This is a genomic window from Novipirellula rosea (assembly GCF_039541335.1).
In the GTDB taxonomy this organism is placed as follows: Bacteria; Planctomycetota; Planctomycetia; order Pirellulales; family Pirellulaceae; genus Novipirellula; species Novipirellula rosea.
The window spans coordinates 58,963-75,011 of the sequence record NZ_BAABGA010000099.1 but is presented as its reverse complement, the minus strand read 5'-3'; the positions used below and the strand labels follow the sequence as shown (position 1 = coordinate 75,011).

Below are 16,049 nucleotides of genomic sequence, written 5' to 3'. Positions count from 1 at the left end.
CGCCGTCAATATGTCGCTCTATTTCTTTGTGAGTTCGCAGCGTCAATTGACCGAGGGGACTCCTTGGGCCGAGACAATTGCCGATTCGATCGATGCCGAAATCGTATTGGTCGTGCTGGGCCAGGATCGGAATACGCTCGCTGAGCAGGCTCGCAAAACGTTGCAGGCGTCGTCGTCAATCAAGACAATCGAGATCGTTGATGAAGATATCGACTCGGTTCTGAATCATATTCGAGTCAAGAAGTCGTCCTTGGTTCTGATTGTCAAAGATGAACATGACGAACCGTTTCAGCGATCCCTGTTCGAGCGTTCGCCGGTCCAAACGCTGTGGCTTCGCATCAACGGGGCGCCGCCAACGTCATCGTCGCGTGTCTATGATTTTGATGTTCCAACGCAAGCGGAAACGCAGCGGATCTCGAAGCGATTGCTCGGGCATCCCGCTCATTCGCCGCTTTTGGAAAATGATCCCCCAAGCGATACCGATGTCCCAAAGTGGCTGGAACAGGAAAGCGTGCGGCTGGAGGGCGAACGCTGCGGATCAGGAGATTTGGTCTGGATCGTTTACGGCCGGACACCCGCCGACGAAAAACGGTACGCCGCGGCGCGTGCGCTGCTGAAGGAATCGAGCAAGGCGTCGATTGCCTTGATCAGCAAAGGGGAGACGTTTTCTGAATCGCTCGCCTCGCGATTGCGGTACTGGGCAACCCACGTTGCCGAACCGGTAACGCGAGAGCAACGCGTTGAGTTATCCCAGTCGTTAACCGAAGGTTCGCAGCCGAGCTGGGAATTCTTGGGATTGATCTCGGCATCCGCCATGCTGGCGGCCTTTGGGTTGCTGCAAGATTCAGCGGCGGTGATTATCGGAGCGATGTTGATTGCCCCCTTGATGACGCCGATTCTGGGCGCGGGTTTGGCACTGACGCATGGCAACCGGCCGCTTTTTCAGTCGGCATCCAATGCGATTGTGATTGGTTTTCTTGGGGCATTGAGTTCGAGTTTTCTGTTTGGTTGTCTCGTGGTGCTGCTGCAAACCCCCGAGATCACGCCCGAGATGTGGGCTCGCTGCAAACCGTCAGCACTCGATTTTTGTGTCGGGTTGGTTGGCGGCATGGCGGCGTCCTACGCACGGACTCGCAGCCATCTTTCCTCGGCACTGGCCGGTGCCGCGATCGCGGCAGCATTGGTGCCGCCGATTTCGACAGCCGGACTTCAACTCGCCTTTCGCCTGACCCAGGGGGCTGAAAGTCCGATCTGGGCGAGCGGCCAAGGGACGCCGATCTTTGGTCCGGTGTTGCTGGTGTCGGTGAACGTGTTGACGATCATGATTGGGTCGTCGTTTGTGCTGTACGCGCGAGGCATGCGAGTGGATCGCGCGTTCACGATTGGCCAGCGATGGGCCGGACGGATGACGATCCTGTTGGTCACGCTGATGCTACTGGTCCTGGTCTGGACACTCGGCCACTAAGTGTTTTTGTAGCGGAGTGGCTTAGTGAGCATGCTCATGGCCGGCGTGTTCATGGTCGTGATCCGCGTGAACATGCGGCGGAGAAGACTCACCGCTGGAACTTGGCGTGATTCCATCGAGCGAGGGTGGCGGCCCGTCCATCACGATTGCGTCCGAAGCGTTGCCACGCACGGCGTCGCGGTTCTGTGGCAATGAAGGCTGCGACAGCGATGGCTGAGGAATATACGTGTTGTCTCGATTTTGTGACGGCCGATTGGGAACTGCAAAATCAGGGTTGCCTCGTCGCTGCATCCCGTCCGCATGGCCGTGCGGGTTCGCAAAAGAATTTCCATGCGAGTGGTCGCCGTGTTGCCATGGCGTTGCACCGGCGCGAGGGGCGTTCTGAGCAAAGGGACAGTCGGCATAGCCGGAACCGCACGAGCGTGGCATTGCCATAGAATCGTAGCTTTCGATGGGACCGTAAAAACGCAGACGCGGTTCCGGCGTGTCGTTGCCGAGGGCATCTGCATAGCGGTCTTGCATGAAATCGACAGCGTGAGGGTCACGGTATCTCAATCGATTCTGTCCAGCTCGTCCATGCCTCGAATGTGTGTACCCAGCGTGCTCGTAGGCATGATATCCGTGCCCATCATACTTCTCGTGGCCATGTTCATAGGGAGAGTGCCAGTCGTGCCCATTTCGATCGTAATGGTGTCCATGCCAATCGGGATACTGCGCGGTGGCGTTGAGGCACAAGACACCCATCAGGGCAACGCAGAGGAATCCAGCAACGGTAAATGTTTGTTTCATGCTAACCTTCACTCTTTAATGGGACGCTTGCGTTTCCGACACACAAGCACTCGCACCATGACGATATCCTCGTCAGCGGAAACATTCACGCCGAGGTGCTGCTGGATCCGTGTCTCTCCAATCCATTGCAACGCGTGCGGAAAGGTCAAGGGTGACGAATCAATAGCAACGCGATTGCAGCGATACAGACAGCGGACACTTTGTCAGCGAAGCCAAACAAGTCGCAGCGAAGCCAAGCAAGCCGTCGAAAATGGGGCAGTCGCACAGCGGCGCCGGTGATAGTGACACGCAAAACCCTCGCTTTGAGTGTGCGTATTGAGTCATTTTTCTTTGTTACGACTCTTTTCCATCGAACTTGAATTGGACTTTGCCGGTTACACCGATCATTCACGTTTCTGAACGTCTCGGCACGCCGGTAACTGACTTATTCCCAACGATGCCTACCGGCGATATCCGATGAATAACAGTAATAATCCATTCCACTCGACCGGGCTGATGTCCGGAGAGCTGATGTCCGGGGAGACGTTTGCATTTTTCCCGTTCACCTATTTTCCCGTTCGCCTATTTGTACTGTCAACGAGTTTCACGACAGCGGACCAGCCTTGAATATTGGTGTATCTTATGTCCAGACGACGATTTCTTTTTACTAATCTGCTGCTTGCCGCTTCGACTGCTAGTATGGTCGGGTGTGCATCGCCGGGTGCGTTTTCATCGTTGCTGGATTCAAGCCCGACGTCGTCGTTTGATGTGTCACTGATTGACGCACCTGAGTCCGCTGTTTCTGAGTCCACTGTTTCTGGGGCCGCCCCATCCACAGCAGCCGATTCGGGCACCGCTGCTGCGGCGGAAACCGAGCCCAACAGCGACGTTGCCCAAGTCGTTTTTGATGATTTTGGTTACGCCAGCGACGGCAATGTGACGTATCCCGAGACCATGGTTCAGGTTGCGATTCCGTTTGACAATGCGACCGAGCCATCGACATCGGCGACCTATGCCACGGGGCAATCGGCAATGACGTTAGCCGATTTCGAAGCCCTCGCCCTTGGCAACAATCCGACCATCCAAGGATTGGTGGCGACGACTCAAAAGGCGGCGGGTTTTCGCACTCAGGTCGGTTTGCGAGCGAATCCAACTGTCGGTTACCAAGGGATGCAGTTAGCCGATGATGGCACCGATCAACACACCGTCTATATTTCTCAGACGCTAATTACCGCGGACAAGTTAGAGCTGAATCGCCGTGTCCAAAACGAGGCGTTGCGAGCTCAGTTGTTCCAGCTTGAAGCACAGAAATACCGAATTGCGACCGACATTCGCGTCAAGTTTTATGATGCCTTGGCCGCTCAACGACGCATTAAGCTGATCCGCGACTTCCAGTCCGTTGCCGACAAGGGGTTGGAACTAGCCGAGCTCCGCAAAGAGGCACTCGAAGGATCCCAGTTGGACGTCGTGCAGGCCAAAGTGCAAAAGAATGAGATCGACTTGTCGTTGCAGCAAGCCGAGATTCGCTATGCGGCGGCATGGCGAGAACTTGTTGCGTTGGCTGGGACTCCGCACATGCAGCCGATCTCGCTACAAGGTGAGTTGCCACAGACCGAAAGCTCGCTCGATTGGTCGGATGTCGCCACGACGATGGTCGCGTCGAGCCCCGAGTACCAAGCGGCACAAACGCGAATCAGCCAGGCTCGAGCGAATATTCAGCGTCAATGTGTGCAGCCGATTCCGAACCTTGATTTCCAATTGGCGGCCGGGCACGACAACGCGACCGATTCGGGAATGATTAATGTTCAGGTGGGTGCCCCCATTCCGGTATTCAATCGCAACCAGGGTAACATTGCCGCCGCGCGTGCTGAACTGGTCCGTGCTTGCCAGGACGCATTGCGGATCGAAAACGCGATCAAAGCCCGACTGGCTGCCGTTTCACGCGATTACGATTCCTCGCTCGCCGCAGTGTCGAAATACAGCAATGACATTCTGCCCAATGCCGCCGATGGGCTGAAATTGGCAGAAACCGCCTACAAGGCGGGGGAGACCAGTTTTGTCCAAGTTTTGGTGGCGCGGCGCACCTATTATGATACCAACCTGCAGTTTATCGCCTCGCAGGCCCAATTGGCCCAGGCTCGGGCTCGCGTGGACGGTTACGTGCTCAGCGGCGCCCTGGACGCGATGGTGGACAATAGCGGTGACGATGCTCTGCGTGGACTAACGTTTAGCCAGCAATAAGCCGCTAGACGCAGCGGGAATGGCATGATTTGCTGAGTTGGCGAATTCAAATCAAGATTTGTTCCTCTTGACCCGATTCAGCTTGCTAGGAAAGATTAGAGCATCGCAAGATGGTCCTGTCCCCCAAAGGTTGTGTTTAAAGTGTTTGTCCGAACGACCCATCTACTGACGCTGATCGCGTTCGCGGCGCATGCCGTGCTGGGTTGCTGCTGGCATCACTCTCACGCACTGGGGAATGCATGTTGCGAGCAACATGCCGACCAGATTGCCGCAGCGGATGTGTGTGGCGATACGGATCACGGTCACTACCATACTGTGGCGGTGTGTTGTGATCACAGCACGCATTCTCACGCTAAATCTCACGTCATAACCCCACCGACAACCGACTGGGTGGTTGGTGATTTGGCTGTCGAAACCGTCACGTTAACCGATGCGGATTCACCTTGCGGCCATTCTCACCATTGCGATGAAGCGCATTGCCACTTTGTGGGATTATTTTCCAAAGGGTTGGATCTGGATCTTCAATTGGTGTCGGTCCCCTTTGCGTTTTTGACCGTCGACATGGTGGCCCAAACGCCGCGGGTTACGTTGGGGGGCGAGTTCGACCGCCTCTGTCGCGCTCGGGTGTTATCCTCGTCTGAGTCGTGTGTTCGTCTGCAATCTTGGCAGATTTGAGCCCTTCTTTCTCTCTGTTTGCTGCTTGGGCCGAGGTTGGTTTCAGCGTCCTGGTGACGTTCTGACTCGATCGGATCCGACCGCAACGCTTTGCGTGATTTCAGTCAACGTCCTTGGGCTTGCTGCATCCACGCGTCGGCGCGAGTCCAAAAGAATCTTTTCGCATATGGCGAACTTGGTTTGATTTTGGCCTGCTATTTGAACTTGTTCTGCCTTTCGAGGCGATGCAGCTTCAATCGACGCCGCGATTGCTCGAAACACGCCGACATTACCACCGGTTCCAGCTGCTGAAATTCAGGGCTGCATTCATCGCCACAGAGCGGCACGTTTTTCAGCGTGCTGTTGTGTTTCGATGCTGTTTGCTGCGACGTCGCTGCCTTGCCAATTCATCTAAATTTTGTTTCATAGAAGAAGCGTTTCCAATGCGACCTAAACTTTCAAAATTACCTTTGCCTGTGATCCAAATCGCGATTGGTTTGGTCGTTGTTGTGGCGGCCGGGGGCACCTATTCGATGTGGTGGCCGCCGCTATCGACATGGATTGACGCGACGCTTTCATCGCAGCGTGGCGGCCAAGTTGCCGAGGGTGACGAGCACGCGACTCATGCTCTGCCGGCCGCGGAAACGGCAGAGGTCACATCGTTAGAGTTGACGCCGCAAGCTCGCAAGAACCTCGGATTGACGCCAAAGTATCTGCGTCCGGTCGAGTTGTCGAACTATCGTCGTTCGATCACCGTCCCCGCCGTTGTGGTCGCCAAACCTGGGCGATCCTCGATCGTGGTGTCGTCGCCGCTCAATGGCGTCGTCACCCACGTGCACGCGGTTACCGGCGAAGCGGTGATGCCAGGAGACCTGCTGTTTGAAGTGCGTTTGACCTACGAAGACTTGGTGGAAACGCAAACGGCCTATCTGAAAACAATCAGCGAATTGGAAGTGGAAAACCGCGAGATCGCTCGTTTGGAAGATGCAACCCGGTCCGGTGCGATCTCAGGGAAACAGCTGTTGGAACGGCGATACGCCAAAGAAAAACTCGAAGCGTTTGCAAAGTCACAGCGAGAAGCTCTCCGGTTGCACGGACTTTCGGACCGGCAAATTGATGCGATTGCTCGCGACGGAAAATTGATGGGCGATTTGCAGATCGTGGCTCCTGATGTGGACAGCCATAGCGAGGACGAGGAACTGCATCTGAGCCAGGTGTCCGTGCACCCGGTCTCGTATACCAAGCCACAGGGGTTGCCTCAGGACATGACTCGCAACCGAAGCAACAAGAAACTGTTGGTGATCGATGACCTGAGTGTTCACAAAGGACAAGCGATCACGGCGGGTGACAAGCTTTGCTCGCTATCGGATTACACCCAATTGTTTATCGAAGGCAAAGCGTTTGAAAACGACATCGCGGCGATCTCCGAAGCAGCTCAGCAAGGTTGGTCAGTCGATGCGGTGTTCAGCGGTTCGATGGGGCAAGAGGTCGTTAGCGGATTGAAGTTGGTCTTCGTTTCCAATTCGATCGACAGTGATTCGCGAACCTTGTCACTGTTCGTGGAATTGCCCAATGAAAAGATGCGTGATGTCAAAAATGACGAGGGGCAGCGGTTTGTTTCGTGGAAGTATCGCATCGGCCAGCGACTTGAACTGCGTGTTCCCGTGGAACAGTGGGAGAATCAAATCGTATTGCCGGTGGACGCGGTCGTGAAAGAGGGTGCCGATTGGTTTGTGTTTCAGCAAAACGGTAAGAATTTTACTCGCGTGCCGGTGCATGTTCGCCATCGTGGCCAAGACGCCGTGGTGATCGCCAACGATGGTTCGATCTATCCCGGTGATGTGATTGCCCTGAAAGCCGCGCACCAAATGCAAATGGCAATCAAAAACAAATCGGGCGGTGGTGCCGATCCGCATGCCGGACACTCGCACTGATAAACAAACAGGAAGACTCCGACACGTCATCGTCTCAATCACCGCTTCTCCATTTTCCATTGATTCATGCTTAACGCCGTCATACGCTTCGCACTTCATCAACGATTGCTTGTCATCGCAGTCGCACTGTTCCTGATTGGTTACGGGACATGGCAAACGATGGTGATGCCCATCGATGTGTTTCCCGATTTGAACCGACCTCGCGTCGTAATCATGACAGAAACGCCGGGTATGGCTCCCGAAGAGGTCGAGTCGCTGATCACTTTCCCGATCGAAACCACGATGAATGGTGCCAACGGGGTCGAGGCGGTTCGCAGTTCCTCAGGTGTCGGGATCTCGGTCATTTATGTCGAATTTGCTTATGGCACCGATGTCTATACCGACCGGCAAATTGTGGCCGAGCGGATGCAGATGGTTCAGGATCGGTTGCCACCCGGGATCACGCCTCAGCTCGCGCCGATCTCGTCGATCATGGGCCAAGTTCTGATGTTGGGAATGTGGAGCGACAATCCAGATGTCGACCCCATGCAGCTTCGCACCACCGCCGACTGGGTCGTCCGCCAACGGTTGTTGACGATTCCTGGTGTCTCGCAAGTCTTCACGATGGGCGGCGAGCGGAAGCAATTTCAAGTCTTGGTGGACCCCGACGCGATGCTCCGTTTCGGAGTCACGTTGCCCGAAATTGAATCGGCCGTGACCGAGAGTAACGAAAACGGGACGGGCGGTTACCTCGACAAACAGGGACCGAAAGAACTATTGGTTCGCTCATTAGGACGGATTCAGTCGTTGGACGATCTGAAAAAAGTGCCGGTGAAAATTCGCGAAGGTCGGCCGGTGTTGCTGTCTCAAGTCGCTGAGGTGGTCGAGGGAGCGCAAGTTAAACGCGGTGACAGTTCTGCCTTCGTTCGCTCGACAAATGCAAGTTCCGAATCGAACGCAACGGACGATCCGGCATCGAATTGGCGTGGTGGGCCGGCGGTGGTGCTGACGATCAATAAACAGCCCGGCGCCGACACCCGCCGCGTGACCGAAGATGTGATGGCTGCGATCGAAGAACTCAAACCAACGTTGCCGGCGGGCACGCAGCTGATGACGGTCTACTCGCAAAAATCCTTCATCGACCGCGCAATTGACAATGTTGTCGAAGCACTTCGTGACGGCGGAATCTTGGTCGTCATCGTGCTGTTTCTGTTTCTACTGAATCTACGAACGACGTTCATCACGCTAACGGCCATCCCACTGTCGCTGGTCATGACCGCAATCGTATTCGCGGTATTTGGGCTGTCGATTAACACGATGACGCTCGGCGGGATCGCGGTGGCCATGGGCGAACTTGTCGATGATGCGATCGTGGACGTCGAGAACATCTATCGCCGCTTGAAAGAAAACCGTGCTGCCGGGAATCCGCTGAACCCATTGCTGGTGGTGTTTCGAGCCAGTGCCGAAGTGCGTCGCAGTATCGTGTTTGGCACCATGATCGTGATTTTGGTTTTCATTCCGCTGTTTGCTCTGGGAGGGATGGAAGGCAAATTATTTGCTCCGCTGGGAGTTGCTTATATCGTTTCGATCCTTTCATCATTGGTGGTTTCGCTAACGGTGACACCGGTGCTGTCGTATTGGTTGCTCGGAATGAGTAAAGGAAGCGGCGAAGAAAAAGATGGCTTCGTGTTGCGGGGGTTGAAGTGGGTTGCAGATAAAGTGATCCGGTTCAGTTTGACCTTTCCCTATCTGAACCTCGGTGTGACGTTGTTGATGGTCGCGATCGCCGCGATCTTCGTCTCGCGACTTGAAAAAGATTTTCTGCCTCCCTTTAACGAGGGCACAATCCAGTTGAACGTCGTGCTGCCGCCGGGCACCTCGTTGGCGGCGTCCAACGAGATCGCTCGCTCGGTTGAAGAGTCATTGAAACAGATTGACGATGTGCAGCGGTTTGCTCGGCGGACGGGGCGTGCGGAGTTGGACGAGCATGCCGAGGGCGTCAATATGTCCGAAATGATCATCGAGCTTGATCCCAATTCGCCTCGCTCACGTGAAGAGCAATTAGCCGAAATCCGCGAGGCGATGGAAGAGTTTCCGCACGTGGTCACCGCGGTTGAGCAACCGATTGCCCACTTGATCTCGCACATGTTGTCGGGAGTGAAAGCCCAGGTGGGGATCAAGATTTACGGAGACGATTTGGATGTGTTGCGTCAGAAGGCGGAACAGATCAAGGCGGAAATCGAATTGGTGCCGGGCGTCACCGACGCGTTGGTCGAACCGCAAGTCATTATCCCTCAGCTTCGCATCGAACTGGATCGCGATCGATTGTTGCAATATGGGCTCAGTGCTGCGTCGGTCAACGAATACATCGAAACCGCCATGAATGGCAAAGTCGCTTCGGAAGTGCTCGACGGGATGCGAACGTTTGATTTGATAGTGCGAATGAAAGAGGACTACCGCGAGGACATCGAAGAATTGAAGCGATTGTCGATTCAGTTGCCTGATGGCGGAATGATCCCGCTGTCCGGGCTTGCGAAAGTCTACGAATCGGGTGGTCCCAACGTGGTCAATCGCGAGAATGTTCGTCGCCGCATCGTGGTCCAGTGTAACGTTGCCGACCGCGGCGTTGTCGACGTGGTGACCGATATTCAGACGTCGATCAAACCGATCATTGCTCAATTGCCCTCGGGATATTTTGTCGAGTACGGAGGCCAATTTCAAAGTCAGCAATCGGCTAGCCGAATCATCTCGGTGTTATTTGTGATTTCGATGATGGGCGTGTTTCTGGTGCTGTACACCTTGTTCCGCAGTGTGAACTTGGCGTTTCAAGTGATGGCGGCGCTTCCCATGGCGTTCATCGGTTCGGTCGCCGCCTTGGTGATCACCGGTCAAACGCTAACGATCGCCGCGATGGTTGGATTCATCTCGCTTGCCGGGATCGCGTCGCGAAATGGCATTCTGTTGCTGCAGCATTACTTGCATCTCGTGCAACACGAAGACGAACAGTTCACGCCCTCGATGATTGTTCGCGCAGGTCTCGAGCGACTTGCGCCGGTTTTGATGACCGCATTGACCTCGGGTATTGGATTGGTGCCCTTGGTGTTGTCGGCCGGCGATGCGGGTAAAGAAATTTTGTATCCCGTCGCCACGGTGATTCTAGGCGGATTGGTGAGTTCGACGATGTTGGACTTCTTTGTGCATCCGGCGCTGTTTTGGTTGTTTGGCATGAAGTCAGCCGAGCGGGTCGTCAATGCCACCGCAGGCGAAATCGAATTGAATGAAGTTTAGATGTGTGCGTGAAAAAAAATCGTGCGTGAAAAACGGTGTCGCGAGCCCACGCCGGTGGCTCAAGGTTTGCTACACGATGATCGGAGTCTCTCCCCCCTTGGTTCGTACGGAGAAGAAAATGAAGAAATTGTTCCCCCTGATGGTTTTTGCTGCGATGGTCACCTGCGGCGGCTCGTCCTACGGCCAAGCACACGACCATTCGCATGGCGGTGATGATGGCCATTCGCATGGCGATCATGATCACTCGGGCGAAACGTTGGCGTTCCAGTTGCCACAATGGAAAACGATGCATTTCGAAGACGCGAACAAGGCGGCTCAGCATCTTGCCACCGTGCAACAGCTTGGCTGTGAAGCCCAGCAGGACCAACATGCCGGACACATCGACATTGCTTACCGCAGTCCGAAGTGGAGATCACTTAGTGTCAAAGACCATGCGATGGCGGATCAGTGGGCTCGGTGGCTCAAAGCCTCAGGGTTTGATGTGTCTCATGCTCACACCGCAGCGGTATTTTCCGAAGGTGCGGAAATTGTCGAGTTTCGCATGGTCGATTGGAAGCAAATCCATGGCAGCGGTTCGGCTCAAGAAACTCAGACTTTGAAAGTATTACAAGACATGGGGTGCGAGGTGGTCGTCGAAAGCCACGGCGATCACCGCGACATTCGGTTTCGCGCCCCAACTTGGCGAGATATCCACTTGGTTGACCACAACACGTCCGAACAATGGGCTTCGTGGTTACAACAAAACGGCTTTGAAGCTCGCCACTCCCATTAATGCCGTAGCGGGGTAAATCGAAAGCCGCCCCGCAGTCGCTTCGCAATTTCGGTTGCGAGGTTTTTCCGAAAACGTACCGCCTCGCGATTTCTTCTCGTGAGACGTTCTCATTTTGCCCCCTGATCACAGAGATTTTTACAATGCGTATGACAAAATTTGCAACCTTTGCCGCCGGTCTGATTCTTTTCACCACGGGATGTGGCGATAAAACGACGACAAATCCCGATGCGGACCCCAGCGTCTCCGGTAACGACGTGACCGTCGACGGACTTCCGCCTGCGACCGTCGATGTGCACGCCCATCCGAGCGAAGGGCCTCACCATGGTTCGTTAGTCGAACTCGGCAACGAAGAATATCATGCCGAAGTGGTTCATGATGCCAAGTCGGTCACTGTCTATATCCTTGACTCGGCGGCAGCGAAAGCGGTTCCAATTGATGCCAAGGAAGTCACGATCAATTTGACGCACGAGGGAGCGCCCGAGCAGTTCAAGTTGGCGGCCAGTCCCGATTCCGGCGACACAGACGGCAAGTCGTCACGCTTTACGCTGGCCGATGCCGAATTGGTTGGGCATATCGATGACGAAGCTTCGGCACCCAAGTTGAGCGTGACGATCAACGGAACGCCCTATCGCGGCGAGATCAAACACGACCACGACCACGAAGGCCACGACCACTAGTCTTCCGGCGACGAATAGCTTTCGGGCCGTAAGCTGTAGCGAAAGTCGCCAAGACTTTCGGCCGTTTACGGTCCTAAGCAGATAGGTAGCAGTTAATTAATTAGCCGTTTTGGCGCTAGCCATGGTTTCGTCACCATCCAACCGGGGCTAAAGCTGGACTGCTAAAACTCTAGTGTTGCCGTGATTTTTGGATGCGCTAGTTTTCTGCCACCTCTCCACCAACTTCGGTGACTGCTGATTTAGTGGCAAACGCACAGGCCGGAGGCCGACAGATAGACTGCCGTTGGCGTGAGCCAACGGTTTAGGGGCGACTTGTCGCCGTAAGGCCGGAGGCCGACACACTGGCAGCAGATGTGTCGCCCTCCGGGCTATGTTTTTCCGCCTCTCCTGACCGGTAGCTTACGCTACCGGCAGAGGGTGTATCGGCCTCCGGCCTGCAATCAATGCTACTAAATCAGCAGTCACCCTTCGTCGGTGGAGAGGTAACTGCAGTAACGACCGGAAGAAAAACCCACCCCTAACCTCCGATGTCAATACCAAAGTGTTAGCAGTCCAGGCTAACTTAAGATCGGTGATGTCAAGCAGCCTTTGCCCTAAAAACACATCGTTGCAATGAGATCCGTATCCAGGCAGGTCTCTCGCATCGCACCCCAAACAGAAACCTCCCGCCCGCTGCCTAAGGTTGCCATGCTGCCGTATTACCTCATCTTTGCTGCTTCGGGGTTTGCGGCGCTTGTTTACGAGGTCAGTTGGAATCGTCAGCTGGGATTGCTGTTTGGGCACACCTCGCATGCCGCCGCAGCGGTGCTGGCCGCGTACTTTGGCGGCATGGCGATCGGCTATGCGATCGGCGGACGATGGGCCCATCGAGTGTGTCCCTTTCGTGGCTATGCCGCCTGTGAAATCGTCGCCGGTTTGTGGGCAATCACCGTTCCGTTTTTGATCAGTCACTCGGCTGGTTCGCTGATCGAGCCGCTGCTGCATTCCCGCGTTTCAGTGATCCAAATGGGATCGCGAGTGGTGTTCAGTCTGTTGCTGTTGGCGCCCGCGACGATTGCGTTGGGCGCGACGCTGCCAATCATGAACGAGATTTTCCGGCAAATGCAGCTCAGTGATGGCGTCGCTCCTCGTGATCGTTTGACGCGAGCTTATGGATGGAATGTGCTCGGAGCGGTCGGTGGCGTCCTCGCCGCGTCGTCGTTGCTATTACCGATCGTCGGGGTGACGCGAAGCAGCGGGGTGGCAGCGATGATCTCGCTGGCCTGTGCTGCCGCTGCACTGATGCTGCGACGCGTGACGAGGTTAAGAACTGCCGGAACATCAGGTGACGGGATGACTGGTAGCGGAAGTCGTCAAGACTTTCGTGAATCGCAGAACAGCTCGAAACTCATGACGAGTTCCGCTACGTCAGCAATGGCTCCGGCGAACCTAGGTGAGAATGCCGTGGAGAAGTCGCTGCCGAAGAGGCCTGGCAATCTTGACAAATCCGAGCGCCGCTTTTGGAGCATGGTGGTGGTGGTTTCGGGCGCTGCAACGTTGGCCATGGAAGTTTTGTATACACGGCTGTTCAGCTTGGTGTTTCATAACAGCACCTACACATTCTCGTTCGTGCTGATCGGTTTTCTGCTGGGGCTTTCGCTCAGTGCCATGGTAGCCAGTCGGTTGCTGGTTTCTTTTTCGCCGAAAACGATCGTGACCTGGGCCGGATGTTTAGCAGCCGCAGCGATTGCGATCTCGGTAGTCGCCTTTGTAACAGGAACTCGCTTGCTGTATTTTCAAGCGGGCGAAACATTTGCCGCTTATTACGCCAACGGTTTGTTGTTGGTGCTGGCGATCACTTTGCCCGTCGCCTTCTTTACCGGATTGATTTTGCCGACCGCTTGGTTTGCCTTGAGTGTGCAAGCGGAAACGCACAGCCATGAAGTGGGACGATTGACGCTCGCCAACACCGTCGCCGCAGCGGTCGGAGCGATCATCGCCAGCTTTGTTTTGTTTCCTGCCCTCGGACTCTGGAAATCGTTTGCGGTGGTGGCATTGGCGATGCTGGCTCCGGCATTTTGGCAATTACATAGCGACGCGACACGGATGCGAATTCTTACACCGGTGGTAGTCGCGGTCCTTGCGTGTTTGCCGCTTCTGATTGGCAATCCCGAATCGTGGGTGCGTGGCGAGGATCAGGACACGTTGCTGCGTCGTTTGCATTCCACCTACGGATGGATCGACGTGGTTCAAAATCCGCGGACCGGTGCTAAAAAGGTTCGTCAGAATTTGCACTATCGATTCGGAGCGACCGGGGAAAGCGCCGAACGTGAGTATCGCCAAGCCCATTTACCGCTGCTATTGCACCCTCAACCGCGTGACGTCGCGCTGCTTGGATTGGGCACCGGAATGACAGCGGGTGGTGCGGTGCCGCATCGTGAACTGCAATCGATCGACATCGTCGAACTGATCCCCGAAGTCGTCGATGCCGTGCGACTACTGGGCGACGAAAATCGTCATGTGGTCGATGATCCGCGGACGACCATGATTGTTGATGATGCGCGTCATTTCCTGGCAACGACCGAGCGGAAATACGACGTGATTGTTTCGGACTTGTTTGTGCCCTGGGAAAGCGAAACAGGGTACCTGTATACGGTCGAGCAATTTGCAGCGGCCAAGAAACGACTTCGCCCGCAAGGGCTACTGTGCCAGTGGTTGCCGCTCTATCAGCTTGGCGTTGACGACTTTGAAATGATCGCCGACTCGCTTCGCAGTGTCTTTCCTCATGTCACATTGTGGTGGGGGCGATTGAGCCGGTCACGACCGATTGTTGGTCTGGTGGCCTCCGAATCACCGCTGCAGATCAACGAAATTGCGCTCGACGAACGACTGAGGGAATTGTTGGCAGGTGGGCATTTTCAGGATACCTCGTTAGCAACGGCGACGCGATTGTTTGAGTTGTACGCGGGAGATTGGCCGCAACGTGAGGGGGCTCGTTTGAATACCGACGAGCACCCGTGGGTCGAGTTTCATTCACCAGTATCGCATCGAAGTCGAAGCTTGATGCGGGGGGCCGCGCTGCATCGTTTTCTGAAACGGTTTCAGGAGACATCGACAACCGATTCGATCAAGTATATTGGAGCAACGGGATCGTCACCGCCGAGTGATCGATCGTGGCAACACGCGGTGATGTTTCCCGAACCCAATTCAAATTAGTGTCCCGAATTTTCGTCATAAGAAGTGTGTTACAGATGCAGATCGGTTGTCGTCGTCGAAATTGGATCCGGTTCGTCATCGCGGCCGCGGTGTTGGCCAGTGGTGTGGGGCGGAAGTCGCAAGCCGCAGAGGAATCGAATTCATCTCACCAGACACGGGTGGTTGCGGGTTGGACGGTTCACGTCAGCCAGAAATTGGAATCGCAAAACGAGCAAGCGACCGCGAAGGCGCTGAAGCTGCTAGAAAAGCAGCTCGAAGAGATTATTCGGGTGGTTCCTGAGCCCGCAGTCGCAGAGTTACTAAAGGTGCCATTATGGTTTTCGCCCGAGTACCCGGACACTCAGCCACGAGCGGAATATCATCCAAACAAAAAATGGTTAATTGATAACGGCCGTGATCCGAGCATGGCGAAGGGCGTCGAGTTCACCAATGTCCGCATTTTCGAAGCCGAGACGCGGCGGATGCCCAACTTCGCATTGCATGAACTGGCCCACGCCTACCACGACCGAGTGCTTGAGCGTGGCTTTGGCAATCAACCGCTAAAGAAGGCTTACGAGAAAGCCAAGGCGAGTGGCAAGTACGACGATGTCGAGCGTCAAGACGCCAACGGCCGCAAGCATCGGGGGCGAGCGTATGCAATGACAACGCCGCAAGAGTACTTTGCCGAAACAAGCGAAGCCTACTTCAGCCGCAATGACTTTTTTCCCTACGATCGAGAAGAGTTAAAAAAACACGATCCCGAGATGTTGTCGCTGTTGGTCAAGTTATGGGGCGTTGAGGACCAAGTCGAGTAGTGGTGTACCTGGGCAGGCCGGGGCAAGCAGTCTCGATTTCATCGGCTGCAACTCATTGTGTAGTCACCTCTCCCTAGCTGCGGAGACTGCTGATTTAGTAGCACGCGAATAGGCCGGAGGCCGAAACATGAACTGCCGTTGGCGTGAGCCAACGGTTTTGGGGCGACCTGGCGCCATGAGGCCGGAGGCCGACACACTGACTGCAGAGTGTGTCGCCCGCTGGGCTATGTTTCCCCACCTTCACTAGCCGGTGGCTCACGCCACCGGCAGAGGGCGTGTCGG

10 protein-coding genes are annotated in these 16,049 nt (G+C 55.3%); 9 read left to right on the top strand and 1 reads right to left on the bottom strand.

The window, feature by feature from the left end:
* Positions 1 to 10: 10 nt before the first annotated feature.
* Complete coding sequence (locus ABD971_RS29780) at positions 11 to 1,465, top strand: DUF389 domain-containing protein (RefSeq protein ID WP_345327346.1); 1,455 nt, start codon at positions 11 to 13, stop codon at positions 1,463 to 1,465.
* Between the two features lie 21 nt (positions 1,466 to 1,486).
* Here ABD971_RS29780 and ABD971_RS29775 read toward each other — a convergent pair whose 3' ends face one another.
* Entirely contained in the window at positions 1,487 to 2,254 is a 768-nt protein-coding gene (locus ABD971_RS29775; RefSeq protein WP_345327345.1) for a hypothetical protein, read from the bottom strand.
* 621 nt (positions 2,255 to 2,875) lie between these two features.
* Between ABD971_RS29775 and ABD971_RS29770 the strand changes: the two genes are divergently transcribed.
* The 8 genes from ABD971_RS29770 (at position 2,876) to ABD971_RS29735 (ending at position 15,767) form a co-directional block, all read left to right on the top strand.
* Positions 2,876 to 4,474: a TolC family protein gene (locus tag ABD971_RS29770; protein ID WP_345327344.1), complete on the top strand. Its 1,599-nt coding sequence runs from the start codon at positions 2,876 to 2,878 to the stop codon at positions 4,472 to 4,474.
* Positions 4,475 to 4,615: 141 nt separating this feature from the next.
* Positions 4,616 to 5,149 (top strand): hypothetical protein, encoded by a 534-nt coding sequence (locus ABD971_RS29765; protein WP_345327343.1) that lies wholly within the window; start codon positions 4,616 to 4,618, stop codon positions 5,147 to 5,149.
* Positions 5,150 to 5,571: 422 nt separating this feature from the next.
* A complete protein-coding gene (locus tag ABD971_RS29760; protein ID WP_345327342.1) occupies positions 5,572 to 7,062 on the top strand; it encodes an efflux RND transporter periplasmic adaptor subunit in 1,491 nt (496 codons plus the stop codon).
* Positions 7,063 to 7,128: 66 nt separating this feature from the next.
* The gene (locus tag ABD971_RS29755; protein WP_339942609.1) at positions 7,129 to 10,329 is read left to right on the top strand and encodes an efflux RND transporter permease subunit; all 3,201 of its coding nucleotides are present in this window, start codon (positions 7,129 to 7,131) and stop codon (positions 10,327 to 10,329) included.
* A 118-nt stretch (positions 10,330 to 10,447) separates the two neighbouring features.
* A complete protein-coding gene (locus tag ABD971_RS29750) occupies positions 10,448 to 11,101 on the top strand; it encodes a hypothetical protein (RefSeq protein ID WP_339942608.1) in 654 nt (217 codons plus the stop codon).
* Between the two features lie 140 nt (positions 11,102 to 11,241).
* Positions 11,242 to 11,778 (top strand): hypothetical protein, encoded by a 537-nt coding sequence (locus ABD971_RS29745; protein WP_345327341.1) that lies wholly within the window; start codon positions 11,242 to 11,244, stop codon positions 11,776 to 11,778.
* Between the two features lie 612 nt (positions 11,779 to 12,390).
* Positions 12,391 to 14,973, top strand: a complete 2,583-nt coding sequence (locus tag ABD971_RS29740; protein ID WP_345327340.1) for a spermine/spermidine synthase domain-containing protein — start codon at positions 12,391 to 12,393, stop codon at positions 14,971 to 14,973.
* Positions 14,973 to 15,767 carry an anthrax toxin lethal factor-related metalloendopeptidase gene (locus tag ABD971_RS29735; RefSeq protein WP_345327339.1) on the top strand — a complete coding sequence of 265 codons (795 nt, stop codon included), beginning with the start codon at positions 14,973 to 14,975 and terminating at the stop codon, positions 15,765 to 15,767. The genes ABD971_RS29740 and ABD971_RS29735 overlap by 1 nt, the downstream gene beginning before the upstream one ends.
* Positions 15,768 to 16,049: the final 282 nt, after the last annotated feature.

Excerpts from the sequence above, each read along its gene's own strand:
- ABD971_RS29780 (WP_345327346.1), top strand. The coding sequence starts at position 11 with ATGTCGCTCTATTTCTTTGTGAGTTCGCAGCGTCAATTGACCGAGGGG.
- ABD971_RS29775 (WP_345327345.1), bottom strand. The coding sequence starts at position 2,254 with ATGAAACAAACATTTACCGTTGCTGGATTCCTCTGCGTTGCCCTGATG.
- ABD971_RS29770 (WP_345327344.1), top strand. The coding sequence starts at position 2,876 with ATGTCCAGACGACGATTTCTTTTTACTAATCTGCTGCTTGCCGCTTCG.
- ABD971_RS29760 (WP_345327342.1), top strand. The coding sequence starts at position 5,572 with ATGCGACCTAAACTTTCAAAATTACCTTTGCCTGTGATCCAAATCGCG.
- ABD971_RS29755 (WP_339942609.1), top strand. The coding sequence starts at position 7,129 with ATGCTTAACGCCGTCATACGCTTCGCACTTCATCAACGATTGCTTGTC.
- ABD971_RS29750 (WP_339942608.1), top strand. The coding sequence starts at position 10,448 with ATGAAGAAATTGTTCCCCCTGATGGTTTTTGCTGCGATGGTCACCTGC.
- ABD971_RS29745 (WP_345327341.1), top strand. The coding sequence starts at position 11,242 with ATGCGTATGACAAAATTTGCAACCTTTGCCGCCGGTCTGATTCTTTTC.
- ABD971_RS29740 (WP_345327340.1), top strand. The coding sequence starts at position 12,391 with ATGAGATCCGTATCCAGGCAGGTCTCTCGCATCGCACCCCAAACAGAA.